Source organism: Embleya sp. NPDC020630 (assembly GCF_044334985.1).
Classification (GTDB): Bacteria; Actinomycetota; Actinomycetes; order Streptomycetales; family Streptomycetaceae; genus Embleya.
The window spans coordinates 236,897-262,912 of sequence record NZ_JBIRUB010000008.1; the positions used below are offsets into that span (position 1 = coordinate 236,897).

Here is a 26,016-nt window from a genome sequence, read left to right on the forward strand (position 1 = left end):
AGGATCGTTGATCAGCCCACGATGGGGATGCTCCCCGTGGGTAGACTCGCCACACGGTGTGACGAAGCAGCGACCAGGAGGTCTGCGAGTCGTGACGACCGACGTAACACCCGCCGCGCTGCCGCGTCACGTGCTCGACCGTGAGGATGTGCGCCGCGCCCTGCGTGATCACGACTTCGGCACGGTCTTTCGGTTGGCTCGCAAGTACGGCGGCATCAGCTACCAGAAGATCGCCGACGCGTGCGACATCAAAGCGGAAAGGGTCGGCACCCTTGCCCGGGGCGAGGGCCGCGTCACCACCGTCGAGAAGATGCGAAGCATCGCCGATGCCCTCCGAGTGCCCGGGGCCATGATCGGCATCGCGCCACGCGACTGGGAATCGGCCCCCGGGTCTGCGGCGGGCGCCCCGGAGACCTCGGTGACGGATGACGAACTCGACGCGGTGGAGTTGGGCCGCCGGGCCGCCGCGAGCGACGTGGGTGAGGAGACGCTCAACCGGCTGGAGAGCGCCTTCGACGAACTTGCGGTCGACTATGCGCGGCTGCCCCCGCGTGATCTCCTCGTGCGAACACGCCGGTATCTGTCCTATGCGTCGCACCTGTTCGCCGCCCGCAAGACACTGGCCGAGCATCGTCGTCTGGTCACTGTCGCCGGCCGGCTGTCCCTCATCGGCGCGACGCTACAGATCGACCTCGGACGGCACGAGGCGGCCACGGCCGGCCTGAGAACGGCCGTGGACCTGGCCAGGCAGGCCGACCGGCCCGAACTCGAAGCGTGGTGCCATGAAACAGACGCCTGGAGGGCGCTCGTCCGAGGCGACCACCGGCGCTGCCTGGAGCTTTCCCGGGCCGCCAAGGCCCTGGCACCGAAGGGAAGTTCGGTGGCCATCCAGGCAACCGCCCAGGAAGGGCGCGCGCATGCCCGGCTGGGCCTGCCTCGGGAAACCTACGCCTCGATAGCGCGAGTCCACGCATTCGTGTCCCGGCTGCCGCCGACGGATCGCCCGGAGCACCACTACCACTACGACCCGGACAAATCGACGTCCTACACCGCGACCACGCTCTCCTGGCTCGGCGACCCGGCCGCCGAGGACTACGCACGCGAGGTGATCGCCCGACTCACCCCGACCCCGGACACCAAAATGACCCGCCGAGCTGCCGTCGCCCACCTCGACCTGGCCCTGATCCTGCTCACCCACGAACGCCTCGACGAAGCCTGCGCCACCGCCCACCGCGCGATCCGTTCCGGCCGAGTCGCCCCCTCCAGCCACTGGCGAGCCCTCGAAGTCGTCAAGGCCGTCGAAGCCCGAGGCCTCCCGGAAGCAGCCGAACTCGGAGCCGCATACGAAGAGTTGAAGCGACCCCGTGCCGAGGCCACTTGAGATGTTCGGCAACGAGCGCAGGATTCTCGCCGCCGGTCGCCGTGTCCCACGGGCGATGACTTCGATGATCCTGATGTTTCCTTTGTTTCCTTGCGTGTTCGCGGCGCCCAAGCGGCAACCGACCATTGGAGGACCACCCGCGTGCGCTGGAAGAGCCATGGACGTCGTCCTGTCTACCGAAGCGACTACGTCGATGTATGGGTCGACGACGTCGAGATCCCCGGGGTGGGGAGGGTCGATCATCACGTGTTGACGATGCCGCGGGCGTCCAACACGGCCGTGGTGACCGACGAGGACGAGCGGATCCTGATGTTGTGGCGGCACCGGTTCATCCCCGACGCCTGGGGATGGGAGGTGCCGGCCGGCTGGTCGGATCCCGGAGAGGATCCCGAGCAGGCCATCCGACGGGAGATCGAGGAGGAGACCGGTTGGCGTCCCGGGCGGGTGCAGCGGATGACCGCCTACAACGCGCTCTCGGGCATCTCCACGATGCGCTTCACCGGTTTCCACGCCACGGACAGTCGCTACATCGGCCCGCCGACCGACCCGAGCGAGGCGTCCCTGGTCGAATGGCTTCCGATCGAGAAGGTCGCCGAGTTGGCCGCGACCGGCGAGATCTCGGACGGGCCGTCCCTCACCGCCATCGCCTACTACCTCGGCATCCACCGGCCGGGGCACGGAGGCAACCGGCGGGACTGACATGCGGTCAGGACGCGCACGGACCGCTGCGACGACCCGATGCACCCCTGGCCGGCTCGCTCGTCGAGGGTGGCGACCGACCCCGCGCGAGTGGTCGCCACCTCGGGGGTGTCGGCTAGACGAGATCTCCCGGGTCGGTGTTGGCGCCGCACAGTATTACGGCGACCTTTTCGCCCTGGGCCGGGGTGTACGCGCCTGTGGACAAGGCGGCCAGTGCCGTGGCGGCGGCGTGTTCCACGACGATGCGGAAGTTGTCCCACAGGGCCTGGCGGGATTCGACGATGGCCTTGTCGGAGACCAGGACCGAGAAGGCGCCGGTGCGGCGGGCGGTGGCCAGGGCCGTGGTGGAGACGCGGCGGGCGCCCAGGGAGTCGGCGGCCACCGAGTCGACCGGGACGTCGACCACCTCGCCAGCCTCCAGGGCCGCGTTCAGGGCGCGGCAGTTCTCCGGCTCGACCGCCACCGTGCGGATCCCGTGTTCCTCGGCGGCGGTGGCCACACCCGCGAACAGGCCGCCGCCGCCCACCGCGACGATGACCGTGTCCAGCTTGCCCGGCACCCCCGCGACCAGTTCCGGGACCAGCGTGCCGGCGCCCGCCGCGATCAGCGGATTGTCGTACGCGTGCGACAACAGCGCGCCCGTCTCCCCGGCGAACCGCGTGGACGCCTCCAGGGCGTCCGCGTACTCCCGGCCCACGAGCAGCACGTCGGCCCCGTACGAGCGCAGCCGCTCCACCTTGATCCGCGGCGCCGTCTCCGGCAGGAACACCGTCGCGCGCACCCCCGCGCTGCGCGCCGCCCACGCGCAGGCCAGCCCCGCGTTGCCGCCGGAGGCGATCACCACGCCGGCCTCGGGCATGGTGCCCGCCTCGATGTGCGCGGTGGTGAAGTTCGCCGCGCCGCGCGCCTTGAACGACCCGGTGTGCTGGATGTACTCCAGCGCCAGCCACACGTGCGGCGAGGGGTGGATGGGCATCAGGGTGACCGGCTGGGTCAGCCCCACGATGCGCTCGGCGGCGTTCCTGATGTCGCCATAGGTCAGTTCCGGCGTGGCGGTATCCATGACGACCGACCCTATGGCTTGCCGGCCCACCCGGTCCCGGCACCCGGCGGGTCGATCCGGTGGCAATGCGGGAAGGCTCCCGCACGGCGTGTCACCGCGCCGACAGCGCAAGGGGCGAATCGGTCCGATCCCTGACAGGCTGTCAATTGTGACGGTGTGGCCCCGGGGTCGAAGCTGACACGCCATCAGTTCTTTCCCCACGCACAGTAGGGAGGTGGGATGTCCGGCCACTTCGACGCGGGACAAACCCCCGAGGTCGCATCCCCGGCAGCACCGCAGGTCCAACGCCTGAAGGCGAATTCGGTCGGGCTCGTCGGCGTCGTGTTCATGGCGATCGCCACCGCCGCGCCGATCACCGCGATGACCGGAAACCTGCCGATCGCGGTCGGCTTCGGCAACGGGATCGGCGCCCCCGCGGGCTACCTGTTCGCGACCCTGGTGCTCAGCGTGTTCTCCATCGGCTACGTCGCGATGGCCAAGCACATCACCTCGGCGGGCGCCTTCTACGGCTACATCTCACACGGCCTGGGCCGGGTCGTGGGCATGGCCTCCGGACTGCTCGCGGTGCTGGCGTACGTGGTCTTCGAGGCCTCCATCGTCGGGATCTTCGCCTACTTCGCGGACACCACGGTCAACGCCCAGTTCGGCGTCGACCTCAACTGGTCGATCTACGCCCTGGGCATGCTCGCGGTCACCGCTGTGTTGTCCTGGTTCGACATCCACCTCACCTCGCGCCTGCTCGGCGTGCTGCTGGTCGCCGAGGTCGCGGTGCTCGCCGCGATGGCGATCGCGGTGCTGGTCCAGGGCGGCGGGCCCGACGGGCTGTCCGCCGAGCCGATCAACCCGGCCAACGCGTTCAAGGGCGCGGCGGGGCTCGGTCTGTTCTTCGCGTTCTGGTCGTGGGTCGGCTTCGAATCCACCGCCATGTACGGCGAGGAGTCGCGCAACCCGAAGAAGGTCATCCCGCGCGCCACGCTGATCTCGGTGATCGGCGTCGGCCTGTTCTACGTGTTCGTCTCCTGGATGGCGATCGACGGCAGCGGCCTGGAGAAGTCGAAGGAGATCGCGAGCGGATCCGCCCCGCTGGACGTCTTCTTCGGCCCGACCGGGGACTTCATCGGCGGTTGGGCGGTGGACTGGTTCCAGTGGCTGCTGATCACCGGCTCGTTCGCCTGCGGCATGGCCTTCCACCAGTGCGCGGCGCGCTACCTGTACGCGATCGGCCGCGAGGGCTTCATCTCCCGCAAACTCGGCAACACCCACCCGGTGCACGGCTCGCCGTACTTCGCCTCGTTCGTGCAGAGCATCATCGCCACCGGCATCGTGCTGCTGTTCCTGATCACCGATCAGGACCCGTACATACACCTCTACACACTGCTCGCGATCCTCGGCACGATGGCCATCCTGATCGTGCAGACGTTGTGCTCGTTCGCGGTGATCGGCTACTTCCACGTCGGCAGGAACCACCCCGAGACGGCGCACTGGTTCCGCACCTTCCTGGCCCCGCTGCTCGGCGGCATCGCGATGATCGCGGTGGTGGTGCTGCTCCTGCAGAACATGGAGACCGCCGCCGGCGCCGCCTCCGACTCGCTGCTGTTCACGCTCACCCCGTACATCGTCGGCGGCGTCTTCGTCGGCGGCATCGCGCTGGCGCTGTACATGCGGGCCCGCAGCCCGGAACGCTACGAACTGATGGGCCGGATCATCCTGGAGGAGGCCGGCGAACGGGACGAAGACGAACACCCCGACGACGCCCCGGTGTCGGTACGCTCCTGACCCGCGCGTCGGGTCGTTCGCGGGGCGCGCGCGTGGATCGTGCGCCCCGCGAACGGCTCCCCCGGAAGGGTGGAGCCGACCCCGAGGGGGGAATGTCGGGCCGACGCGTGTGGACACGAGGTTAGGCAAGGCTTACCTTCGGATCATGTCCGTGCTCGATCTTCGTCAGCCCGCGCCGTGCCCCGCGTTCGCGGAGACCTTCCGTGCGCTCGGTGCCGCGTGTCCACTGATCACGGTCGAGCCCGGACGTCCCGCCGTCGGCATGCTGCACGCCTCGCGGATGGCCGAGGACCCCGACGTGCTCGCCGAGATGCTGGCCGCCGAGCGCGCCCGGATCGGCGCGACCCTGGCGGCCGAGCCGCGCGCCGACGCGATCGCGATGTGGGCGCTGCACGGCTACGCCTGGTACGCCTGCCTGATGCTGACCGGCCCGTGGTTCCTGTGCCGCCGGGTCCCGCTGGTGGCCCTGGACGAGGTGTGGATCGCGCCCGGGCCGGAGCGGGTGGGCCGCTCCTTCACCGTCACCTCGAACACCTTCGCCTGCCTGCCCGACGACCCCGACGCGAACGCGCCCGGCGCGCGGGTGGTGGCCGACGAGGCGGCGCTGCGGGCGCTGCTGCGTGATCGGGTGGCCGAACACGTCGAGCCGCTGCTGGTCGCGTTCCGACCGCATCTGCGTCGGGGCGAGCGGGTGTTGTGGTCGATGGTGGCCGACGAGGTGGTGAGCGGCGTCTGGTATCTGGGGCGCACGCTGGGTGAGGGCGATCGCGCGGTGCGCGAACTGGGGGAACTGCTTCCGGGTGATGTCGGTCGCTTCAAGCGGGAGGCGGGCTTTCGGGTGCTTGCGGGGACCGAGGGGCGTAGCCACTGCAATCGCACGCAGAGCGTGTGCTGTCTTTGGTACACGCTTGATTCGGCCGCGCTGTGCAGTACGTGTCCGCGGGCGTCGGATGCGCGGCAGGTGGCCATCCTGGAGGGGCGTGGCTGACCCCGCTTCGCGGGGTTTGTGCCCACCCGCCCACCCGTTGCGTTATCCGCGAAGGCTGCGGATTTACGGCGGTGGGGCGGCCTGATCGGGCCCTGCGGCCGAGGGTCGGGTGCGGGTGCGGGTGCGGATCCGGACCCGGTTTCGGTTTCGGATTTGGGCGTGACGAAGCCCCGCTCCCTCGGGTGGGGCGGGGCTTCGTTCGGGGTTTCGGGCGGCAGCGATCCGTGCTCGGTGATCGATGCCCGCCGGTCAGTGCTTCAGGTTGCGGACCGTGTCGTCGTAGCCTGCGACCTCGGTGATCGGGCGGGTGCCCGGGCCGATGTAGCGGGCGGCCGGGCGGACCAGGCGCGAGGTGCGCTTGTGCTCCAGGATGTGCGCGCTCCACCCGGCGGTGCGGGCGCAGGTGAACATCGAGGTGAACATGTGCGCCGGCACCTCGGCGAAGTCCAGCATCACCGCGGCCCAGAACTCCACGTTGGTGGCCAGGATCCGGTCGGGACGCCGAGCCTGGAGCTCTTCGAGCGCCGCCTTCTCCAGCGCCGCGGCCACCTCGTAGCGAGGTGCCCCCAACTCCTTGGCCGTGCGCCGCAGCACACGCGCACGGGGGTCCTCGGCGCGATACACCCGGTGGCCGAAGCCCATCAGGCGCTCGCCCCGGTCCAGAACACCCTTGACGTAAGCCGTGGCGTCGCCGGTGCGCTCGATCTCCTCGATCATGTGCAGCACGCGCGAGGGCGCGCCGCCGTGCAGCGGGCCGGACATCGCGCCGACCGCGCCGGACAGACACGCCGCGACGTCGGCACCGGTGCCCGCGATCACGCGCGCGGTGAACGTCGACGCGTTCATGCCGTGCTCGGCCGCCGACGTCCAGTAGGCGTCGACCGCCTTGACGTGCTGCGGGTCCGGCTCGCCACGCCAGCGGATCATGAAGCGCTCGACGATCGTCTGCGCCTTGTCGATCTCGCTCTGCGGCACCATCGGCTTCTCCAGGCCGCGGGCCGACTGGGCGACGTACGACAGCGCCATCACGGCGGCCCGGGCGAGGTCGTCCCGCGCCTGGGCGTCGTCGATGTCGTGCAGCGGTTTCAGACCCCACACCGGAGCCAGCATGGCCAGCGCGCTCTGCACGTCCACGCGGACATCGCCGGAATGGATGGGAATCGGAAACGGCTCGGCCGGCGGCAGGCCGGGGTTGAACGCCCCGTCCACCAGCAGGCCCCACACATTGCCGAACGAGACGTGGCCGACGAGATCCTCGATGTCCACACCTCGGTACCGGAGCGCGCCACCCTCCTTGTCGGGTTCGGCGATCTCCGTCTCGAACGCTATGACTCCTTCGAGCCCGGGTACGAACTCGGACATCAGGCGGCTCCTCATGCGATCTCGACTGACTTGTGGCCGGGTCCTTCATACCCCGCCCCGCCACACCGTGTCTTCCCCCGAACGAGGCCGGGGAGCAGGGTGCCGATCAGGCTTCGCACCTGGGATCCACCGGTGTTTCGGGGAGGTGTTCCGGTCGGTCCGGGCGAGGCCGGGATGGTGCCTCGCCTGAAGGTATGGGCCGATCGAAGTCCGTTGTTCAGGATATCTCTCGATATCGAGACGACCTACTTCGGAACACTCCGGGGCGAGTGAGGTGGGGCACAAACCCACCCGGGACGGGATTGCCGGACGTCACCCGGTCGGGGGTGGTCGTGCCGCCGGTCGGCTCCGAGTGGTACTCGTTGTCCGTGGAGTTCACCGAGCTTGCCGCGATGCGCCGGCAGTACCGAGGCGAGGGCATCGATGTCGGCGCCCTGCCCTCGACCCCTTTCCCGATGTTCACCGCCTGGCTGGCCGAGGTGGCCCGGGCCGAGCTGCCCGAGCCGAACGCGATGGTGGTCGCGACCGCGACGCCGGACGGGCGGCCGAGCACCCGCACGGTCCTGCTCAAGGAGTTCGACGAGCGGGGCTTCGTCTTCTATACGAACTACGGCTCGCGCAAGGGCGTCGAGCTCGGCGCCAACCCGGCGGTGAGCCTGCTCTTCCCGTGGCACGCGCTGGCCCGCCAGGTGATCGTCACCGGTTCCGCCGAACGGGTGTCCCGAGAGGCGACCACCGAGTACTTCCGCTCCCGACCGCGCGGTTCGCGGATCGGTGCCTGGGCGAGCGAGCAGTCGAGGCCGGTCGCCGGGCGCGAGCAGTTGGAGAAGCGGTACGCGGAGGCCGAGGCGGGGTTCGCGGACATCGACGACATCCCGGTGCCGCAGTTCTGGGGCGGCTTTCGAGTGGTGCCCGAGACGGTGGAGTTCTGGCAGGGGCGGGAGAACCGGATGCACGACCGGCTGCGCTATCTGCGCGAGGGCGACGGCGGCGGGGACGCGTCGTGGCGGATCGAGCGACTGAGCCCGTGAGGCGGGTTCTGCCGGTGGGTCTGGCCGGCGGTTCCTGCCGTGGGTTCTGAAAAGCGGCCGGAAACGACAGCGACCCGCAGGTCGCTTCTCCGTCCACCTCGGTGAGGTGGGACGAAGGCCGGGGGACGATCCCGGCGACCTGCGGGTCGGGTGTCTGCCTGGTGTTGCCGGCCGCCTGCCTGCGTCCGTCGCGGTGCACTCACGACGGGGCCTGCCGAGCCGGTAAACCGGAGTGGCGGCTAGCGGGCAGCCACCTCACGCGTCCGAATGCTATGCAACTTCAGACCACCTCCTCTCCCGTGTGCCAGCGAGATTAGATCGGCGTCGGGGCGGGTGCAACGGATTTACGGGGTGCCCGATCCCACACCGGATCCAGGAATAGATGCAGGGCGCACTGGCTTGGATGTGGGGATGCCCCCCTGCCCCCGACAAAGCCGTGGCGGGCGGTGTGGTGGGTCAGGTGCGCGGCGCGATCCACACCTGTTCGGCGTGTGCGGCCGGGCGGCCCTCGGCGTCGTAGAGCGTGGTGGCGGTGTGTACCTTGCGCCCGTCCCGGCCCAGGAGGCGGCCGAGTACCACGCACGGCTCGTCCGGGTAGGGCAGCGCGTACACGTGCGCGGTCATCCGGCCGAGCAGGAGCGCGGTGTCGCGGTCGATGCCGGTCCAGCCGCCGGGGCAGTCCAGCGCGGCCCAGACGAACTCCGGTGCCACCTGGCCGGTGTCCGGCGCGACCAGCGAGCCGTGCGGGGTCCACACGCACGCGTTGGTGTCCGGGCGGTCGGCCAGCATGCCCGGGAACAGCCGCAGGCCGTCGCCCTCGGCCCGACCCGGGCCGCACACGAAGCAGTCGGTGTACGGGTTCCACGTCGCGAAGCCCGGGTAGGACCGGCTCGCCTCGGCCGCCTCGGCGGGGGTGACCGGGTCGATCGGGGTGGGCAGCGGCAGTGCGGGGTCGACCGGGATGGCCTCCGCGATCGCCCCCGCGTCCTCCGCCAGGGTCAGCGTCCCGCTCGCCGCGTCGTGCGCGAGGGCCAGCGGACGGTCCAGCGGCACCGCGCGGCGCAGCGTCACGGCCACCCCCGAGGCGATCCCGCCGACCGCGCGCGTGGCCAGCAGGCCGGCCAGGTAGCCGCCGTTGCCCATGCCCGGCGGCCCGTTGAAGCGGCCGGGGACGACCAGCGGGGCACAGCGGGGGTCGGCCGCGCCGCCCGCGCCGGACGAGGTCTGCTCGGGGGAGTGGGACCGTGCGTTGCGATGCACTGCCGGGTTCACCTCAGGTAGAAGATCCGGTCCGCGTGTTCGGCCAGCAACCGCTCGTTCCACGCGTTGCCGCCGTCGATGTTCGCGGACATGAACACCGGGGGTTCGATCCCCCGGGAGACCAGGTGGCCGATCACGCCGACCATGAGTGTCTGCATCACCGCCGAGCACACCACACCCGAGGTCGGGCCGATCCGCTGGGGCACACCCTCCACCTCCAGCGCGGCGTCGCCGACCGCGATCGCGGTGTCCAGGACGATGTCGCAGTTGTCCAGGACCCGGGTGCCCGACGGGTGCCGCGCCGGCTCGGCCTCGCTGGCCTCGACCGAGGTCAGGCCGATCACCAGCGCGCCGCGCTCGCGCGCCCGGCGGGCCAGCTCCACCGGCAGCCCGTTGCGCCCGGACAGCGAGATCACCACGAGCGCGTCGCCCTCGCGCACCCCCGCGCCGTCCAGCACGGGACCGGCCAGCTCGGCCAGCTTCTCCACCGCGCTGCTGACGGTGATCGGACGCACGGTCAGCTCGTTGCCGGGGGCGATCAGCGGGTTGGCCAGGATCAGGCCGCCCGCGCGGTAGACCACGTCCTGCGCGGCGAGCGCGGAGTGCCCGCCGCCGAACACGAACAGCCGGCCGCCCTCCGCCAGGGCTGCGGCGATCCGATCCGCGGCCCGGTCGATCGTGGGCAGTTCGACGTCCCGCAGCCGTTCCAGCAGCCCGATCGCCGCGTCGAGGTAGCGTGCGCCCAGCTCGACCATCCCCGGTCCTCCCGTTCGTCAGGAACTTCGTCCTCGGAGCTTCGTATACGGATCCGCCGCGCGAACGCGGATCCGGCACCCTACCGCCGGATCGCCTGGTAGCGGTCGAGTGCGACGCGTCTTTCCTCGGCGTGCTCCACGATCGGATCGGGATAGCCGTCGACCCCGATCCGCCACGGCTCGTGCACCGCGCGGCCCGCGATGTGCCGCAACTCGGGCACGTACCGGCGCACGTAGTCGCCCTGCGGATCGAACCGGCGCCCCTGCTGGATCGGATTGAACACGCGAAACCACGGCGACGCGTCGGTGCCGCAGCCCGCGGTCCACTGCCAGCCGTGGCTGTTGGACGCGGGGTCGCCGTCCACCAGGTGCCGCATGAAGTGCGCCGCGCCGCGCGTCCACTCCTGATGCAGGTCCTTGACCAGGAAGGACGCCACGACCATGCGCACCCGGTTGTGCATCCAGCCCTCGGCGAGCAGCTGCCGCATGCCCGCGTCCACGAACGGGAAGCCGGTTCGGCCCGCGCGCCACGCGTCGAAGAGCGCGTCGGCGTCCGGTCCGGTGTCGTAGGCCATGCCGGCCAGGTCCCGGTTCAGGTATTCGTGCATCGTCTCGGGGTGGTGCCAGAGCACGTCGCCGTAGAACTCGCGCCAGGCCAACTCGGACCGGAACGTGGCGTCGGGACAGTCGGCGAGCAGCGTGCGCGGGTGGATCTCGCCGAACTTCAGGTGCGCCGACAACCGCGAGGTGCCGGGCAGGTCGGGCCGGTCCCGCAGCTCCGCGTAGCGGTCCAGGCCGTGCGCGCGAAATTCCCGCCAGGCGGCCAGCGCCGCCCGCTCGCCCGCCTCGGGCAGGTCCACCCCGGCCGGCTCGGGGGCGGCGGGCAGGCCGTCCGAGTCGGCGTGCGCCCAGGCGAGGTCGGTCGGTCGCGGCAGCGGCTCGCGCCACCCGTGCTCGGCCCACGCGCGCAGGAAGGGGGTGAACACCCGATACGGCGTCCCGTCGGCCTTGCGCACCCGGCCCGGGGCGACCGCGTACGGCGATCCGGTGGCGCGGAACGGTACGTCCAGGGCCTCGGCCACGGCCGCGTCGCGGGTCCGGCCGTAGGGACCGAAGTCCGCCGTGACGTGCACCTCGGCGGCGCCGCTCTCGCGCACCAGCGCGGGCAGTACCCGGGCCGGCTCGCCCGCGCGCACCACCAGCCGCCCGCCCGCCTCGCGCAGATCGGCGTCGAGGGCGTGCAACGAGCGGGCCAGGTGCGCCCGGCGCGCCGGCCCCGCGGCGCCCCACACCGCCGGGTCGAGCACGAACAGCGGCAACACCCGGGCGGGTGCTCCGTCCCCGGTACCGGGAAAGCCGGTGCCGGCCGCGGCGTGCAGCGCGGGGTGATCGGACAGCCGCAGATCGCGACGCAACCAGAGAACATGGACGCGGCGCACTCGATCGGTGGATTCCGCGTGACGCGAGGTCTTCCGGGATGGCAATGGCATATCGGAACGTTATGACCCTACGCACCCGACAGCGTGTACCCGCCGGGGCCGGGCACACGTACGGATGACGCGGCAAAGCGCACGGGACGGCGTGTGCCGGGAAACGCCGCGGGGACCCGATCGGCCGGACGTCCGCATCGGCGGTCCAGGTGCGTCAGAATTGCACGGCAGGACCACCAAGAACGGAGCCGCTGGTCGTGAGTGGACTCATCGACACCACGGAGATGTACCTCCGGACGATTTTCGAGCTGGAGGAGGAGGGTGTGGTCCCGCTGCGGGCGCGGATCGCGGAGCGGCTCGAACAGAGCGGGCCGACCGTGAGCCAGACCGTGGCACGAATGGAGCGGGACGGGTTGTTGACGGTCGAGGGCGACCGTCATCTGGAACTGACGGCCGAGGGGCGGGGAATCGCGACGCGGGTCATGCGCAAGCACCGACTCGCCGAGTGCCTGCTCGTGGACGTCATCGGGCTGCCCTGGGAACAGGTGCACGCCGAGGCGTGCCGTTGGGAGCACGTGATCAGCGAGCAGGTGGAGCGCCGCCTGCTCGAACTGCTGCGCTATCCGAAGGAATCGCCCTACGGCAACCCGATCCCGGGCCTGGAGGAACTGGACCGGGAACTGCACGCCGACTCCTTCAAGGAAGGCGGCCTCGTCACGCTCCTCGAGTCGGCGGGGCCGGAAGGAAAGAACGTCGTGGTGCGGCGGCTCGGCGAGCCGCTGCAAACCGACGCGCAGTTGATGTACACGCTGCGCCGGGCCGGGATTCGTCCCGGTGCGGTGGTGAGTGTGCACGAGTCCGCGGGCGGCGTGATGGCGGGCAGCGGTGGCGAGGCCGCCGAGCTGCCCCCCGAGGTCGCCTCGCACGTGTTCGTGGCGGCGCGCTAGGCGCGGCTCGCCGGCCGCGGCGCGCGTCGCTCGCGGCCGGCCGGCCGTGGTTCGCGCGAGGGCCCTCGCCACCGAGACGACTCGGTGGCGAGGGCCCTTCGCCGTACGTCCCGTGCGCTCGCCCGCTAGCGCGCCTCGGCCATCGACCGGCCGCAGGCGTACGCGATCGGGCTGACCAGTTCGCGGGCCTCGGGGAGCCAGCGGTTGAGCTCGGTGGGTTCGCGCGCCCACGCGGCGCTGCCGGAGGTGCCCATGCGCGACGGCGGGGCCACCACCCAGTCGCCCTCGCCCTTGGGGATCAGGTCGATCGAAGTGGCGTTCCAGCCGATCCGGCGCAACATCTCGCCCATCTTGTCCCGTGCGCCCGGCAGTACGAGGAACTGCAGCCGCCGGGTCGGGGTGGCGATCACCGGGCCGAGCGGCAGGCCCATCCGCTCCAGCCGGGCCAGCGCCAGACAGCCGGCCTGCTCCGGGACGTCGATCACGTCGAACCCGCGCCCGGTGGGCAGCAGGATCGCCGCGTCGGGGTGCTCGCCCCACCAGCGCCGCACCAGCGCGGGCGAACTGGCCGCCTGTACCGCCCAGTCGCGCAGGATCGGATGCGCGCCGGGGGTGGCGCACCCGGGATGGCCGCAGTCGCACCGACGCCCCGCGCTGTGCTCGACCACCGAGGCGCCGGGAACCACGTCCCAGTGCCGGTCCTCGGCGTAGCGGACTGCGGTCTCTACAAGCGTGTCGCGGGCGATCTGCCGGGCCCCCAGGGTGTCTTCCACGTGCTGCACAACTGTAGGACCACGGGATGGTTACGGCCGGGCGCGGGCGCACTCGCGGCCACCCGTACGGCGCACCGGCACCGGCACCGGGTCGCACGCCGCGCGGGCGCGCGCCGGCCGACGGAAACCGGGTGATCAGGGGCGATGGGATCATCGCCGGCCATCCGGCGCAAGGGGGGCGCATGGGTGCAGATCGGGGGGCGCAGTGAAGGGTGCCCTATCCGCTGCTCTATACGGGTCACTACGCTCCGTACGCGGATGAAGCACTCGTCCGACTGCCGGGCGGCAACGGCGATTCCCCGTACCAGGGGCCCCGGCGGACGGGCGACGTCCGCTCGACACGCACACCGGACTCACCAGGCATCGGGCGCGCACACGACGGACCGGGCAAGCCCCCGTCGCGCCGATCCCGCATGTCGCAAGCCCGCACCAACGGTCGGGGAGGGAACACCGATGGCCGCGCGAACGCAGGCGACGAGGCAGCCCAACGAGAGATTGACGGCACTGATCCAGGAGGCCGGCTGCTCGAATGCGGGGCTGGCCCGACGGGTCAACATGTGCGGGGCCGAACACGGCATGGACCTGCGCTACGACAAGACCTCGGTGGCCCGTTGGCTGCGCGGTCAGCAGCCGCGCGGCGCGGTGCCGAACCTGATCGCCGAGGCGATCGGGCGCAAGCTCGGCCGGCCGGTGACCGTCGAGGAGATCGGCATGGCCGACGGTCGCAGCCTGGCGACCAACGTCGGCCTCCAGTTCGCCGCGACCCCCGCGGCCACCGTCGAGGTGGTCACCGAGCTGTGGCGCAGCGACGTCAACCGGCGCGACTTCCTGCTCAACTCCTCGGTCGCGGTGGCCGCCCTGGTCGCGCCCAGCCGGGACTGGCTGATCACCGAGCCGGATCCGCAGGTGGCCCGGATCGGCGGACCGCGCGTGGGCGTCTCGGACATCGAGGCGGTGTGCGCGACCACGGACATGTTGTCCGCGCTCGACCACCGCTTCGGCGCCGGGCACATCCGCCCGGTCGTGGTGCACTACCTGGGCAGTGTGGTGACGCAGCTGCTCAACGGGACCTATTCCGACGAGACGGGGCGTGCCCTCTTCGCGGCCGTGGCCCGGCTCACCGAGCTGGCCGGCTACATGGCCGTGGACACCGGCCAGCCGGGACTCGCCCAGCGCTACTACATCCAGGCGCTGCGGCTGACCCAGGCCGCGGGGGACCGGGCCTACGGGGGCTACGTGTTGGCCGCCGGGATGAGCCATCTCGCGGGCAGCCTGGGCAATCCGCGCGAGATCACCCAGCTCGCCCGCGCCGCGCAGGAGGGCGCCAAGCACGAGGCCACGCCGACCACCCAGGCGATGTTCCACGCCGCCGAGGCGCGCGGGCACGCGCTGCTCGGCGACGCGCGCGCGTGCGAGGGCTCGTTGGCCCGGGCCCAGTCCGCGATGGACCTGGCGCTGCCGGACGAGGACCCGGCGTGGATAAGCCACTTCTCGCAGGCGTACCTGTCCGACGAGTTCGCGCACTGCTACCGCGACCTGGACCGGCCCCGGCAGGCGGAGGCCGCGGCCCGGGCGGCGCTGGAGGGGCACGCGGACACGCGGGTGCGCCGGCGGGCGGTCGACACCCTCCTGCTGGCCACCGCGCACCTGCAGCAGAACCGGCTGGACGAGGCGTGCGCGGTCGGCGCGGAGGCGCTGGACCTGGTGGGCCGGCTGCACTCGGCGCGCGGGCTCGAATACCTCAAGGACTTCCAGCGCCGGCTCGAGCCGTATCGGGACGAACCCCTGGTCCGGGAATTCGCAGAGGCGGTGCACGCGGTCCCCGTCTGATCGCCCGACCCCGCCGCCCACCTGCGGCGGGCCGTCTCGCCGGGGTCGCCGAACACCCTTGCCGGGGCCCGGTCGCGGCATGCGCCGCTGTTCGTCACTCGAACGACTGAGTTACCGTCGGGCGGACCGGGGGAGCGGCCGCCGGACGATCCGGCCGGTCGCGCGACGCCCCGGTGCGACGGCTTCGAGGCGACGAACGGGTGGATGGCATGGGATCCGGTGCAGCGGACGGCGGCACGGGCGGACACGGTCCGAACGGCGGGCAGCCGGGGCCGTCGCCTTTCGGCCCGCTCGAACTCCCGCGCGACGAGACCGAGGTGTTGCCGAGGTTCGACGACTACGCGGATCAGGGGCCGCCGGAGCAGTACGGGCAGGGGGCGTATCCGGGGCAGCAGCAGCCGTATCCCGGACAGCAGCAGCCGTATGCGGGGCAGCAGTCGTATGCGGGGAACCAGTCGTTTCCGGGGCAGCAGGGCTACCCGGGGCAGCAGCCGTATCCGGCGCAGCAGCCCCAGCCGCAGCAACAGCACGATGCGAACGGGCTGTTTCGGGCCGAGCCGGGACAGGCGCAGCCGCCGGCCGCGCCCGGGCAGGTGCCGCCGCGGCCGATGCATACGCCGCCGGGTGGGGCCGCTGTCGGCTCGCCCCTGGCGCCGCCCGGGACCGGGCCGCAGCCGGCGGGGCCGGCCGACCCCACCCAGGTGTTCGAGGTGAGCCTGTTCCGGGACGAGGTGGCCGGCTCGCCGTCCGCCGGTACGGGGCCGGTCGGCATTCCCGCGCCGCCGGTCCGGCCGGCCTACTCGGGGCAGCCCGCGCCGCCGTCCGGCGGATATCCCGCCGCGCAGTCCGCCGGATATGCCGCGCCGCAACCGGCCGCCCCGCAGTACGGGCCGCGCACCGTCGAGCACGGCGACCCCGGTCCGGGCCGGGGCCGCACGCCGCTGATCGCCGCCGGCGTCGGGGCGCTCGTGGTGGTCGCCGCGATAGGGGTGTTCGCCAGCGGCGCGTTCGGCGACGACGACAAGGGCGACAAGGCCGACAAGGGCGCCGCCGTGACGGCCGGTCCGAAGCCGGAGACGTCCGGGAGCGCGGCGCCCGGGACGTCGGCGCCGCCGGCCAAGGCGAGCGAGAGCGCCGCGCAGGCGTCCGCCGTGGACCGCCTCCTCCAGTCGGGGGCCGGCTCCCGACAGGTCGTGTCGCAGGCCGTGCAGAAGATCCAGAAGTGCGACGACCCCGCGGCCGGCGCGCAGTCGCTCAACGAGGCGGCCCGGCAGCGCGACGAGCAGCTCGCGGGCCTGGACAAGCTGGCCACCGACAAGCTGACCCGCGGCGCCGACCTGGTCGCCGGACTGCGCGAGGCGTGGACCGCCTCCGCCGAGTCCGACCGCGAACTCGCGGCCTGGGGCACCGAGATGGCCCGCGGCGGCTGCAAGGACCACAAGGCCGAGTACACCGACCACAAGCGCGCCGCCGACCGCGCGGGCGGCCGGGCCACCACCGCCAAGAACAAGGTGGTCGGCCTGTGGAACCCGATCGCGGCCGACAACAACCTCGGCAAGCGCAGCGCCGGCGACTTCTGAGCCACCGCCGGGCCGGCCGGCGACTTCCGAGCGCCCACCGCGCCGCGCCGGCGACCCGAGCGCCGCCGACGCGAACCGTCCCGAGCCGCGTGGGCCGCGCACACCGGCGCAGGGCCCCGGCCGCCGACCCGCCCATCGACCCACGCGCTAACTCCCGCGTGACCGTCCGGCAACAGGGACGTAACACACGTCGGCGAGTCTCACCCCATGGAGACAGGCACGGGGGCCGCGCCGCTGGTCGGGTTCACCATCGGCGTCACCGCGGCCCGGCGCCGCGACGAACTCGCCGCGCTGCTCCGGGACCTGGGCGCCAAGGTGGTGGACGCGCCCACCGTACGGATCGTGTCGCCGGCCGACGATCCGATCCTGCGCCGGGCCACCGAACGAGCCCTGGACCGCCGACTCGACTACGTGGTGGCCACCACCGGGGTGGGCTGGCGCGGCTGGTTCGGCGCCGCCGAGGGGTGGGGGCGCGGCGCCCGACTGGCGAGCGCCTGCCGGGCCGCGGTGGTGGTCGGATGCGGGCCCAAGGCGACCACGGCGGTGCGCGCGAGCGGACTGCGCGAGATCTACTCGCCCGGCTCGGACTCGCGCGGTGAAGTGCTGGCCTGGCTGCTCGCGCGCGATCTGCGCGGGCGGCGGATCGCCGTCCAGGAGCACGGCGCGCCGGCCCCGGGCTTCGCCGAGGGGCTGCGCGAACGCGGCGCCGAAGTGGTGGAGATCCCGGTGTTCCGCTGGGGACCACCGGACGATCCGGGCGCGGTGCGCCGGTTGGTCGAGCAGACCGTGCGGCACGAGGTGCACGCGCTCACCTTCACCAGCGCGCCCGCCATCGGCGCGTTCCTGGAGACCGCGCAGGCGGCCGGCCGGCACGCCGAGGTGCTGGCCGCGCTGCGCGCCGACGTACTGCCGGTGTGCATCGGCCCGGTGTGCGCGCGTCCGCTGGCCGACCTGGGCGTCGAGTCGGTGTGGCCCGAGCGCGGGCGGATCGGCTCGCTGGTGCGCACGATCGCCGAGGCGCTGCCCGCGCGGGCCCGCCGGGAGCTGGACACCGGCACCCGGCGGCTGGTCGTCCAGGGCAACGCGGTCCTGGTCGACGGGCGGACCATCTGGCTGCCCCCGGTCCCGGGCGCCGTGTTGCGCGCCCTCGCCGAGAAACCGGGCTGGGTGCTGGGCCGGGCCGAACTGCTGCGCCGGGTGTGGGCGGACCCCCGGACCGACGAGCACGCCGTCGAGGCGGCGATCGCCCGACTGCGCGCCGCGCTCGGGCCGTACGCGGACCTGGTCCTCACCGTCACCAAGCGCGGCTACCGCCTGGCCGTGGATCCCTGACCCCGGTCGGGCGGGGTCCCGGCTCGACCCAGGCGCCCGCCATGGGCGAAAGGTGCCGGTCGGGGCGCCGGCAAAGCGGTATATTTCCTCCGCGCGCTACCCCCCGCCTGGTAGGAGCCGAGGACCAACCCGCACCATGGCTGGGTGACAGGGGGTGAACACGAACCTTGATACGCATACGGAAGCGCACACGACTGTCCGCGGTCGTGCTTCTCGCCACCACCGTGGCGGGAGCCGCGGCGTGTACCGGATCGCCGGACGCCGGCAAGGTCGCCGACACGGTCGCCACCGCGGGGCCGAGCGCGGCGCGCATCGGCACGCCCGCGCCGAAGACGGTCGCGGCGGACGGCACACCCGCGACCGTGCCGCCGGCCGGCACACCGGCCACGGTGCCGCCGGTCGTGCCGCCCGCCGCCGCCGGCGACACCCCCGAGTCGGGGGCATACGGGAGCGAGTTGCTGACCCACCTGCGGACCACCGTGCACGGGGGCCACGTCACCAAGATCCGGGTGGTCAGCTCGTACAAGGTCTACAAGGTCACGCTCGAAACCGACCTGGTCCGGGGCAACGGCTCGAACACGCAGGCCGAGGAACTGGTCCGGGACCGGGCGGGCAAGCTGCTGACCGAGACCGCGCAGTGGGCCGAGGACCATCCGGCGCTGTGGGTGGGCGGAATCGAGATCCTGGACTCGGACCGCGACGCGATCGACTTCCGGCTCGGCGCCGAGCGGGACGACCGCAAGCCGGCCGCGGACGACTACGGGGCCACGATGCTGGCGGCGCTGCACACCACCGCGGAGGGCGCGCACCTCCAGCAGGTGCGGCTCACGCTGGACCACAAGGGCAAGTACGAGGTCGCGATCGACACCGACCTGTCCTCGCACCTGCCGGGGGACTATTCGACGGAGGCCGCGCAGGTCTTCAACAGCGCGGCCCGGATCCTGCTCGCCGCGCAGAACTGGATGCGCGACCACCCGGGCTTCGCGGTGGCCGCGCTGCGGGTGTTCGACGACGAGCGCGGGCTGATCACCATCAAGGTGGTGGACTGACCGCGCCGGAGCGCGGGGACCGGATCGATCCCGCCGGCCGGGCCGTCGCCCCGCCGGCGGGTTCGATCCGGTCTGCGGCATGATCGGTGGCGATTCGAGGTGATCCGGGCGATCTCGACCGGATCCGGTCGGGATCGGATCCGGAACGCGACCGGATCGGATCGGTGAAACCGAAGCGGGGACAGGGGAGGAGGCGCCACGATGGCAGGTATGCGCCAGAGCACCGTTCCGTGGTGGCGTTGGCGGGCCCAGGTCCGCTCCGCGCTGCACATGTTCGGCGACCCGACGTTCCAGCGCGAGTCCTGGCTGGCCGGCCGCCCGGAGTACGGCTCGATCACCGACGCCGTCTATCGCCTGGTGGGCGACTCCTGGCTGGACCGCTGGTCCGCGACCACCTACGTCGGTTGCCTGGTCACCGACGCCGAGGAGGCCGCCCTGGTGGACGCCGCGGTGCGGGAGATCCTGGGCGTGCTGCACGACGTCGGCGAGGACGCCCCCGCGCCCGCCTACCTCACCCACCCGCGCTGGCCCGACGTGGTCGCCGCCTCGCGGGCCGCGCACGTGGCGCTGGCCCGCGCGGACGAGGACGACCCCGACGCGCCGCCGGACTCGCTCGACGTGTTGCGTATCCGTACCGGTGGGCGCTGAGCCCGCACCGGACGTGGGATCCTGTACGACCGGCCGCCGCGCCACGTCGACACCGCGCACCTCGGCGGATGGCGGGTGGACACGGGCATACATCGGAAAGAAGGGCGCGTCATGACCGAGCAGACCCAGCAGCCTCTCGACGGCACCGACGCCGGCGACGCGTCGCCGGGTGCCGGCCAGTACGTGCTCACGCTGTCCTGTCCGGACAAGCGCGGCATCGTGCACGCGGTGGCCAGCTTCCTGATGATGACCGGCTGCAACATCGTGGACAGCCAGCAGTTCGGCGACCGCGACACCGGGCTGTTCTTCATGCGCGTGCACTTCACCGCCGAGCCGGGCGTCGAGTTGGACGCGCTGCGGGCGGGCTTCACCGCCGTCGGCGCGTCCTTCCACATGGACTGGCAGATCCACGACGGGGACGCGCGGATGCGCGTGTTCGTGATGGTCAGCAAGTTCGGACACTGCCTCAACGACCTGCTGTTCCGCAGCAGCATCGGCGCGCTGCCGATCGAGATCGTCGGCGTGGTGTCCAACCACCGCGACTTCGAGGAGCTGTCCCGCTCGTACGGGGTGCCCTTCCACCACATCCCGGTCACCCGCGAGACCAAGCCCGAGGCGGAGGCGCGGCTGCTCGCGCTGGTGCACGAGCACGACGTGGAACTGGTGGTGCTGGCGCGCTACATGCAGGTCCTGTCCAACGACCTGTGCAAGCAGCTCGAGGGCCGCGCGATCAACATCCACCACTCGTTCCTGCCGAGCTTCAAGGGCGCGAAGCCGTACCACCAGGCGCACGCGCGCGGGGTGAAGCTGATCGGCGCGACCGCGCACTACGTCACCGGCGACCTGGACGAGGGCCCGATCATCGAGCAGGAGGTCGAGCGGGTGGACCACGCGGTCACCCCGGCGGCGCTGGTCGCGGTCGGTCGGGACGTGGAGTGTCAGGCGCTGGCGCGCGCGGTCAAGTGGCACTCGGAGCGGCGCGTACTGCTCAACGGGACCCGCACGGTCGTCTTCACCTGACCCGGCCCGCGTCCGGGCGCCTCACCTGACGCTGAGCACGAACGCCGCCGAGCCGACCAGGGCCGCGGCGGCGCCGGCGATCCACCCGGCCCGGGCCGGTCGGGGGAACTCGGCGCGCTCCAGAGGCCCGTCGCCGTCGAAGTCGCGGACCACCGGAGGCACCCGCTGCCGATGCCGATCGCGCCCGAACACGACACAGGCGACGGCGGTGATCCACGCGGCTACCCCGACGACGAACATGCATCGGGAATGTACGCCCGCCCGGGTCGGGTGTCACAGCGGCGCGCGGTGTGTCCCGGGGGCGTGCGCGGGGCTCGCCGCGCGCACCGGAAAACCCTTTGCGGGGTGCGGCGTTGCCGTGGCTTGATGGAGGCCGAGCCAACGACGGGGCCTCCGTGTGTCCCGTCCCGTAGGGAGAGGAGCGAGCCGGTGCGGTTCCGTGACTTCGGCCGACGCCCCGTCAAGGGTGCCTCGGCCCGCCGCGTGTAACCCCTGCTTCGCTTCCCGCTCCGCGGGTCCCGCAGTCGCCAACCCTGCGGTCCCCGCCACCGGCTGCCCCGTGGCGCACCCGGGCCCACTACCCGGGGTGCGCCGGGGCGGCCACCCAAGACTTCGAGCCGCCGTGCTCACGTTTGACCACCATCCACTCAGGAGAGTGACCCACCCATGTCGTACACCGAGGTCCCCGGCACCCGGGTACCGATTCGTATGTGGACCGACCCGGCCGCGGTCGAGGGCCAGGCCATGCAGCAGCTCCGCAACATCACCACCCTGCCGTGGCTGCACGGCCTCGCCGTGATGCCCGACGTGCACTACGGCCGCGGCGCCACGGTCGGCTCGGTCATCGCCATGCGCGACGCCGTCTGCCCGGCGGCGGTCGGCGTGGACATCGGCTGCGGGATGAGCGCGGTGAAGACCTCGCTCACCGCCGCCGACCTGCCCGACGACCTGTCCCGGGTGCGGTCCGAGATCGAGCGGGCCATCCCGGTCGGGATGGGCATGCACGGCGAGGAGGTGGACCCGAGCAAGCTGTACGGCCTCGGGTCGGCCGGCTGGGCCGACTTCTGGGGGCGCTTCGACGACGTCGCGGACGCGGTGAAGTTCCGCCGGGACCGGGCCGCGAAGCAGATGGGCTCGCTCGGCGGCGGAAACCACTTTGTTGAGCTTTGTGTGGATATGTCCGATTCGGTGTGGCTCATGCTGCACTCGGGCTCGCGCAACATCGGCAAGGAACTGGCGGACCACCACATGTCCGTGGCCCGGTCGCTGCCGCACAACCAAGGCATCGTCGACCGCGACCTCGCGGTGTTCGTGAGCGACACCCCCGAGATGGCGGCGTACCGCTCCGACCTGTACTGGGCGCAGGAGTACGCGGCGCGGAACCGGGCGATCATGATGGCCCTGTACCAGGAGGTGATCCGGCGCGAGTTCCGCAAGGCGCGGGTGACCTTCGAGGAGACGATCAGCTGCCACCACAACTACGTTTCGGAGGAGACGTACGACGGGGTGGACCTGCTGGTGACCCGCAAGGGCGCGATCCGCGCGGGGGCCGGCGACCTCGGCATCATCCCGGGGTCGATGGGCACGCGCTCCTACATCGTCCGCGGTCTGGGCAACGAGGCCGCGTTCAACTCCGCGTCGCACGGCGCTGGTCGCCGGATGAGCCGCAACGCCGCCAAGAAGCGGTTCACCGTCGCCGACCTCGCCGCGCAGACCGAGGGCGTGGAGTGCCGCAAGGACTCCGGCGTCGTGGACGAGATCCCGGGCGCGTACAAGAAGATCGAGCAGGTCATGCGGCAGCAGCAGGACCTGGTCGAGGTGGTCGCGGAACTGCGTCAGGTGGTCTGCGTCAAGGGCTGAGGCCCGGGTCCGCCGGCCGCGAGCCGGTGGACGGGACGCGATACGGCCGAAGGCCCGCCCGGGATCGGGCGGGCCTTCGGCGTGTGGGGGGTGGGCTCGGGCGACTCAGGCGGCGCGGTGGGCGCGGGTGGTTCGGGCGAAGAGGTGGGTGGCTCGGGTGAGGGTGGCCAGGGCGGCGGTGGCGAAGAGGGTGCGGGCTATGTTCCAGGCTATCCAGGTGTTTTCGACGTCTTCGCGGAGTTTGGCCGGGTCGGCGACCTTCGCGGGGGCGCCGGCGTCGTCGATCTTGTTGTTGAGCGGGATGTTGCCGCCCATGGTGATCAGCATGCCGACGAAGGCCAGGGCGACGCCGATGACGACCCAGCGGACGGTCTCGGGGGTGCCGAGCTTTCGGGTCTGCGCGATGGAGATCACGCCCAGGATCGGGGCGCCGAAGAAGCAGGAAAAGAAGACCGGGTTCTCGATGCTCCTGTTGACCTGCTGGAGGAAGTCGATGAAGGTGCGGTCGTCGACGTGGCCCAGGGCCGGCATGATCGCGACCGCGAAGCAGAAGTAGACGCCGGCGACGAGGCCGGTGGTGACCAGACCGGCGCCCAGCACGATGGCGGCGGTGCGGGTCGGTGGTGTGGACGACTGCGTGGATGGCTGAGTCATGCCGGGGTCCCCGTTTTCGGATGGGTGGTCTCGAGAGGTCAGCGGGTGAGGGCGAGGATCAGGCAGACCGCGGCGGCGATGCCGCCCAGCGCGCGCAGGTGGTTCGCCCGGGTCCACTCGGTCGGGAACGCGGCCCAGAGGCGCTCCTCCGCCTGCGAGTTCGGCTCGACCCGGTCCAGCGCGTTGTTGCGCGGCACGTGGTAGCCGGCGGTCAGCCCGAGCGGGCCGATCAGGTAGCTCAGCGCGCCGGCGATCAGGTAGCCGGAGTACGCCCCGTCCCAGGACACCAGCGCGGTCACGCCCAGGCCCGCGCAGAGCAGGGAGGTGCCCAGCAGGCCGATCATCAGCGGCGGCTTGGGGGCCTCGACGTTGAGCGCACGCATGGCCGCGGCCCCCTGGTTCGCCGGGAGCCGGCCCAGACCGGCCATCACGAAGGAGGAGAAGCCGTAGAAGACTCCGCCCATCGTGGCGCAGCCGACGGCCGCGACCAGGGTCAGGACGAACAGGGGGCCGCTCATGGTCACACCTTCCAGACACCGCGGGCGGCGGCGTCGCGTGCGTAGTCGGAGAAGTCGCGGGGTTCCCGGCCGAGCGCGCGGCGCACACCGTCGGCGACGTGCGCGTTGCGTCCGTCGAGGACCTCGCCGAACAGGAAGGCCAGCAGGTCGACGACCTCGGCGGGAACACCGTGGCCGGTCAGGGTCGCCGAGTATGCCTCCAGGGGTACCTGGACGTAGCCGATCTCGCGGCCGGACGCGCGGGCGATCTCGGCCACCGCGTCGGCGAAGGTCAGCAGCCGCGGCCCGGTCACCTCGTACACCTGCCCGGCGTGCCCGTCCTCGGTGAGCGCCGCGACCGCGACGTCGGCGATGTCCTCCACGTCGATGAACGGCTCGCCCACCGCTCCGACGGGCAGCGCCAACTCGCCCTCCAGGAGCGGGCCGAGGAACTCGCCCTCGTCGAAGTTCTGGGCGAAGAAGGAGGCCCGCACGACGGTCCAGTGGGCGCCGGAGGCACGCACCCGGGCCTCGGCGTCCTGCGCCTCGGGCTCGCCCCGGCCGGACAGCAGGACCAGGTGCCGCACGCCGCTCTCGGCCGCGAGGTCGGCGAACGCGCCGACCGTGTCCGCGCCGCCGGGGGCGGCGATGTCCGGCTGGTAGGAGATGTACACCTTCTCCACGTCGCGCAGCGCCGGGGCCCACGTGGCGCGGTCGGTCCAGTCGAAGGGGATCGGCGCGGAGCGCGAACCGAGGCGGACCGTGCGGCCCCGCTCGATCAGTTTCGCGGCGATCCGGCGGCCGGTCTTGCCGGTTCCGCCCACGACCAGCGTGGTGGAGTAGTCGGTGCCGGCGGTGTTCGCGAGGTGCTGCTCGTTCGTCGTCATGGCTCTATTCAAGGGCCCTGCGGTGAGAGTGAACATCGCTGAAGCGCCCAATAACATGTTTGATCGTCTTGATCTTCGCTAGGATTCGGGGATGGATGCTCTCGCGAGCCTGCTCAACGGACCCCGGGCGCAGGGCGCCTTCCTGCTCCGTTCGATGCTCAGCGCGCCGTGGTCCATGCGCATTCACGACGAGGCGCCGCTGACCGTCGTGGCGGTGGTGCGCGGCCATGCGTGGATCGCGCTGGACCGGGGCGAATCGGAGCGGCTGACCGCCGGCGACGTGGCGATCGTGCGTGGGCCCGACCACTACCGGGTCTCCGACGAGCCCGACACGCAACCGCAGATCATCATCCATCCCGGCCAGCGCTGTACCACGCCCGAGGGGCGGGACCTGGCCAAGGAGATGGCGCTCGGCGTGCGCACGTGGGGCAACAGCGCCGAGGCCGAGACGATCATGCTGACCGGGACCTACCAGCTGGCCGGCGAGGTCAGCCGTTCGCTCCTGGAGGCACTGCCCAACCTGGCGGTGATCCGGGCGAACGAGGTGGACTGCCCGGTGATCCCGCTCCTGGCGACCGAGATCGTCAAGGACGAGGCGGGCCAGGAGGCGGTCCTGGACCGCCTCCTCGACCTGCTGCTGATCGCGATGTTGCGCTCGTGGTTCGCCCGTTCCGGAACGGACGCGCCGGGCTGGTACCGCGGCTACCGCGACCCGGTGATCGGCCACGTGTTGTGCCTGATCTACAACAACCCCGAACAACCGTGGACGGTCGCGTCGTTGGCCGCCTCGGCCGGGGTGTCCCGGGCCGCGCTGGCGCGGCGGTTCAGCGAACTGATCGGCGAGCCGCCGATGGCGTTCCTCACCGCCTGGCGGCTGTCGCTGGCCGCGGACCTGCTGTGCCAACCGGAGGCCACGGTCGGGGCGGTCGCGGAAAAGGTGGGCTACGGCGACGCGTTCGCGCTCAGCACGGCGTTCAAGCGGGTCCGGGGGATGAGCCCGCGCGAACACCGCACCCGGGCCCTGCGCCGCGAGGGCGTGGGTATCGACGGATCGCGTCACCAGCGAGCCGAGGGGAACGAGCCGATCACCCCCGACGATCATCGGATCATGTGATCGGGTGATCGGGTGATTAGGCTGGGTGGGCACGAAACCCGCGGTACAGACATCCCTATCGCACATCGAACGAATCGAAC

General features: G+C 72.0%; 24 protein-coding genes. 14 read left to right on the forward strand and 10 right to left on the reverse strand.

Features of this window, described 5'->3' with window-relative positions; translation table 11 throughout:
• Window positions 1-91: 91 nt before the first annotated feature.
• Entirely contained in the window at window positions 92-1,381 is a 1,290-nt protein-coding gene (locus ACH4XV_RS27090) for a transcriptional regulator (RefSeq protein WP_395794122.1), read from the forward strand.
• Between the two features lie 255 nt (window positions 1,382-1,636).
• On the forward strand, window positions 1,637-2,080 hold the full coding sequence (locus ACH4XV_RS27095; RefSeq protein WP_395794454.1) for an NUDIX hydrolase: 444 nt from the start codon (window positions 1,637-1,639) through the stop codon (window positions 2,078-2,080).
• Between the two features lie 115 nt (window positions 2,081-2,195).
• Here ACH4XV_RS27095 and ACH4XV_RS27100 read toward each other — a convergent pair whose 3' ends face one another.
• Window positions 2,196-3,143, reverse strand: a complete 948-nt coding sequence (locus ACH4XV_RS27100) for a threonine/serine dehydratase (protein WP_395794124.1) — start codon at window positions 3,141-3,143, stop codon at window positions 2,196-2,198.
• 219 nt (window positions 3,144-3,362) lie between these two features.
• On the opposite strand from ACH4XV_RS27100, the gene ACH4XV_RS27105 reads away from it, so the two are divergent.
• Together ACH4XV_RS27105 and ACH4XV_RS27110 are read left to right on the forward strand one after the other, a co-directional pair.
• A complete protein-coding gene (locus ACH4XV_RS27105) occupies window positions 3,363-4,919 on the forward strand; it encodes an APC family permease (protein ID WP_395794126.1) in 1,557 nt (518 codons plus the stop codon).
• A gap of 145 nt (window positions 4,920-5,064) precedes the next feature.
• On the forward strand, window positions 5,065-5,907 hold the full coding sequence (locus ACH4XV_RS27110) for a (2Fe-2S)-binding protein (protein WP_395794128.1): 843 nt from the start codon (window positions 5,065-5,067) through the stop codon (window positions 5,905-5,907).
• Window positions 5,908-6,156: 249 nt separating this feature from the next.
• Here the strand turns inward: ACH4XV_RS27110 and ACH4XV_RS27115 are convergent, their stop codons facing one another.
• Window positions 6,157-7,269: a citrate synthase 2 gene (locus tag ACH4XV_RS27115; protein WP_078976741.1), complete on the reverse strand. Its 1,113-nt coding sequence runs from the start codon at window positions 7,267-7,269 to the stop codon at window positions 6,157-6,159.
• A 392-nt stretch (window positions 7,270-7,661) separates the two neighbouring features.
• On the opposite strand from ACH4XV_RS27115, the gene pdxH reads away from it, so the two are divergent.
• Entirely contained in the window at window positions 7,662-8,300 is a 639-nt protein-coding gene (gene pdxH / locus ACH4XV_RS27120; RefSeq protein ID WP_395794456.1) for a pyridoxamine 5'-phosphate oxidase, read from the forward strand.
• Between the two features lie 456 nt (window positions 8,301-8,756).
• Here the strand turns inward: pdxH and ACH4XV_RS27125 are convergent, their stop codons facing one another.
• The 3 genes from ACH4XV_RS27125 to ACH4XV_RS27135 all read right to left on the reverse strand — a co-directional run bounded on the left by ACH4XV_RS27125 (window position 8,757) and on the right by ACH4XV_RS27135 (window position 11,730).
• Window positions 8,757-9,560: a hypothetical protein gene (locus ACH4XV_RS27125; RefSeq protein ID WP_395794130.1), complete on the reverse strand. Its 804-nt coding sequence runs from the start codon at window positions 9,558-9,560 to the stop codon at window positions 8,757-8,759.
• An 8-nt stretch (window positions 9,561-9,568) separates the two neighbouring features.
• Window positions 9,569-10,315: a sugar isomerase domain-containing protein gene (locus ACH4XV_RS27130; RefSeq protein ID WP_395794132.1), complete on the reverse strand. Its 747-nt coding sequence runs from the start codon at window positions 10,313-10,315 to the stop codon at window positions 9,569-9,571.
• A gap of 80 nt (window positions 10,316-10,395) precedes the next feature.
• Window positions 10,396-11,730, reverse strand: coding sequence for a cryptochrome/photolyase family protein (locus ACH4XV_RS27135; RefSeq protein WP_395794134.1), 1,335 nt, complete (start codon window positions 11,728-11,730; stop codon window positions 10,396-10,398).
• Window positions 11,731-12,002: 272 nt separating this feature from the next.
• Between ACH4XV_RS27135 and ACH4XV_RS27140 the strand changes: the two genes are divergently transcribed.
• The gene (locus ACH4XV_RS27140; RefSeq protein ID WP_078976746.1) at window positions 12,003-12,692 is read left to right on the forward strand and encodes a metal-dependent transcriptional regulator; all 690 of its coding nucleotides are present in this window, start codon (window positions 12,003-12,005) and stop codon (window positions 12,690-12,692) included.
• Between the two features lie 125 nt (window positions 12,693-12,817).
• On the opposite strand, the gene ACH4XV_RS27145 is transcribed toward ACH4XV_RS27140, so the two are convergent.
• A complete protein-coding gene (locus ACH4XV_RS27145) occupies window positions 12,818-13,474 on the reverse strand; it encodes a bifunctional DNA primase/polymerase (RefSeq protein WP_395794136.1) in 657 nt (218 codons plus the stop codon).
• 444 nt (window positions 13,475-13,918) lie between these two features.
• Here ACH4XV_RS27145 and ACH4XV_RS27150 point away from each other — a divergent pair, with 444 nt between their 5' ends.
• The 6 genes from ACH4XV_RS27150 (at window position 13,919) to purU (ending at window position 20,924) form a co-directional block, all read left to right on the forward strand.
• Entirely contained in the window at window positions 13,919-15,295 is a 1,377-nt protein-coding gene (locus ACH4XV_RS27150) for a transcriptional regulator (protein WP_395794138.1), read from the forward strand.
• Window positions 15,296-15,504: 209 nt separating this feature from the next.
• A complete protein-coding gene (locus ACH4XV_RS27155; protein ID WP_395794139.1) occupies window positions 15,505-16,875 on the forward strand; it encodes a hypothetical protein in 1,371 nt (456 codons plus the stop codon).
• A gap of 207 nt (window positions 16,876-17,082) precedes the next feature.
• Entirely contained in the window at window positions 17,083-18,207 is a 1,125-nt protein-coding gene (locus ACH4XV_RS27160) for a uroporphyrinogen-III synthase (protein WP_395794141.1), read from the forward strand.
• A 206-nt stretch (window positions 18,208-18,413) separates the two neighbouring features.
• Window positions 18,414-19,256: a hypothetical protein gene (locus tag ACH4XV_RS27165; RefSeq protein ID WP_395794143.1), complete on the forward strand. Its 843-nt coding sequence runs from the start codon at window positions 18,414-18,416 to the stop codon at window positions 19,254-19,256.
• Window positions 19,257-19,466: 210 nt separating this feature from the next.
• Window positions 19,467-19,904 (forward strand): hypothetical protein, encoded by a 438-nt coding sequence (locus ACH4XV_RS27170; protein WP_395794458.1) that lies wholly within the window; start codon window positions 19,467-19,469, stop codon window positions 19,902-19,904.
• 111 nt (window positions 19,905-20,015) lie between these two features.
• Complete coding sequence (purU, locus tag ACH4XV_RS27175) at window positions 20,016-20,924, forward strand: formyltetrahydrofolate deformylase (RefSeq protein WP_395794145.1); 909 nt, start codon at window positions 20,016-20,018, stop codon at window positions 20,922-20,924.
• Between the two features lie 21 nt (window positions 20,925-20,945).
• Here the strand turns inward: purU and ACH4XV_RS27180 are convergent, their stop codons facing one another.
• Entirely contained in the window at window positions 20,946-21,164 is a 219-nt protein-coding gene (locus ACH4XV_RS27180) for a hypothetical protein (protein WP_395794147.1), read from the reverse strand.
• A gap of 426 nt (window positions 21,165-21,590) precedes the next feature.
• Between ACH4XV_RS27180 and ACH4XV_RS27185 the strand changes: the two genes are divergently transcribed.
• The gene (locus ACH4XV_RS27185; RefSeq protein WP_379999431.1) at window positions 21,591-22,784 is read left to right on the forward strand and encodes an RtcB family protein; all 1,194 of its coding nucleotides are present in this window, start codon (window positions 21,591-21,593) and stop codon (window positions 22,782-22,784) included.
• A gap of 105 nt (window positions 22,785-22,889) precedes the next feature.
• On the opposite strand, the gene ACH4XV_RS27190 is transcribed toward ACH4XV_RS27185, so the two are convergent.
• From ACH4XV_RS27190 to ACH4XV_RS27200, 3 genes are read right to left on the reverse strand one after another with little or no spacing between them, the layout of a single operon-like run.
• On the reverse strand, window positions 22,890-23,438 hold the full coding sequence (locus ACH4XV_RS27190) for a DUF1772 domain-containing protein (protein ID WP_395794149.1): 549 nt from the start codon (window positions 23,436-23,438) through the stop codon (window positions 22,890-22,892).
• A gap of 38 nt (window positions 23,439-23,476) precedes the next feature.
• Entirely contained in the window at window positions 23,477-23,956 is a 480-nt protein-coding gene (locus ACH4XV_RS27195) for a DUF1772 domain-containing protein (protein WP_395794151.1), read from the reverse strand.
• A gap of 2 nt (window positions 23,957-23,958) precedes the next feature.
• Complete coding sequence (locus ACH4XV_RS27200) at window positions 23,959-24,822, reverse strand: NAD(P)H-binding protein (protein ID WP_395794153.1); 864 nt, start codon at window positions 24,820-24,822, stop codon at window positions 23,959-23,961.
• 91 nt (window positions 24,823-24,913) lie between these two features.
• On the opposite strand from ACH4XV_RS27200, the gene ACH4XV_RS27205 reads away from it, so the two are divergent.
• Entirely contained in the window at window positions 24,914-25,936 is a 1,023-nt protein-coding gene (locus tag ACH4XV_RS27205) for an AraC family transcriptional regulator (RefSeq protein WP_395794155.1), read from the forward strand.
• The last annotated feature ends 80 nt before the right edge of the window (window positions 25,937-26,016 follow it).

What these genes read in the sequence shown, in the direction of transcription:
- ACH4XV_RS27095 (WP_395794454.1), top strand. Translation starts at nt 1,637, where the DNA reads ATGCCGCGGGCGTCCAACACGGCCGTGGTGACCGACGAGGACGAGCGG.
- ACH4XV_RS27100 (WP_395794124.1), bottom strand. Translation starts at nt 3,143, where the DNA reads ATGGATACCGCCACGCCGGAACTGACCTATGGCGACATCAGGAACGCC.
- ACH4XV_RS27105 (WP_395794126.1), top strand. Translation starts at nt 3,363, where the DNA reads ATGTCCGGCCACTTCGACGCGGGACAAACCCCCGAGGTCGCATCCCCG.
- ACH4XV_RS27110 (WP_395794128.1), top strand. Translation starts at nt 5,065, where the DNA reads ATGTCCGTGCTCGATCTTCGTCAGCCCGCGCCGTGCCCCGCGTTCGCG.
- ACH4XV_RS27115 (WP_078976741.1), bottom strand. Translation starts at nt 7,269, where the DNA reads ATGTCCGAGTTCGTACCCGGGCTCGAAGGAGTCATAGCGTTCGAGACG.
- pdxH (WP_395794456.1), top strand. Translation starts at nt 7,662, where the DNA reads ATGCGCCGGCAGTACCGAGGCGAGGGCATCGATGTCGGCGCCCTGCCC.
- ACH4XV_RS27130 (WP_395794132.1), bottom strand. Translation starts at nt 10,315, where the DNA reads ATGGTCGAGCTGGGCGCACGCTACCTCGACGCGGCGATCGGGCTGCTG.
- ACH4XV_RS27150 (WP_395794138.1), top strand. Translation starts at nt 13,919, where the DNA reads ATGGCCGCGCGAACGCAGGCGACGAGGCAGCCCAACGAGAGATTGACG.
- ACH4XV_RS27155 (WP_395794139.1), top strand. Translation starts at nt 15,505, where the DNA reads ATGGGATCCGGTGCAGCGGACGGCGGCACGGGCGGACACGGTCCGAAC.
- ACH4XV_RS27160 (WP_395794141.1), top strand. Translation starts at nt 17,083, where the DNA reads ATGGAGACAGGCACGGGGGCCGCGCCGCTGGTCGGGTTCACCATCGGC.
- ACH4XV_RS27170 (WP_395794458.1), top strand. Translation starts at nt 19,467, where the DNA reads ATGCGCCAGAGCACCGTTCCGTGGTGGCGTTGGCGGGCCCAGGTCCGC.
- purU (WP_395794145.1), top strand. Translation starts at nt 20,016, where the DNA reads ATGACCGAGCAGACCCAGCAGCCTCTCGACGGCACCGACGCCGGCGAC.
- ACH4XV_RS27180 (WP_395794147.1), bottom strand. Translation starts at nt 21,164, where the DNA reads ATGTTCGTCGTCGGGGTAGCCGCGTGGATCACCGCCGTCGCCTGTGTC.
- ACH4XV_RS27185 (WP_379999431.1), top strand. Translation starts at nt 21,591, where the DNA reads ATGTCGTACACCGAGGTCCCCGGCACCCGGGTACCGATTCGTATGTGG.
- ACH4XV_RS27190 (WP_395794149.1), bottom strand. Translation starts at nt 23,438, where the DNA reads ATGACTCAGCCATCCACGCAGTCGTCCACACCACCGACCCGCACCGCC.
- ACH4XV_RS27195 (WP_395794151.1), bottom strand. Translation starts at nt 23,956, where the DNA reads ATGAGCGGCCCCCTGTTCGTCCTGACCCTGGTCGCGGCCGTCGGCTGC.
- ACH4XV_RS27200 (WP_395794153.1), bottom strand. Translation starts at nt 24,822, where the DNA reads ATGACGACGAACGAGCAGCACCTCGCGAACACCGCCGGCACCGACTAC.
- ACH4XV_RS27205 (WP_395794155.1), top strand. Translation starts at nt 24,914, where the DNA reads ATGGATGCTCTCGCGAGCCTGCTCAACGGACCCCGGGCGCAGGGCGCC.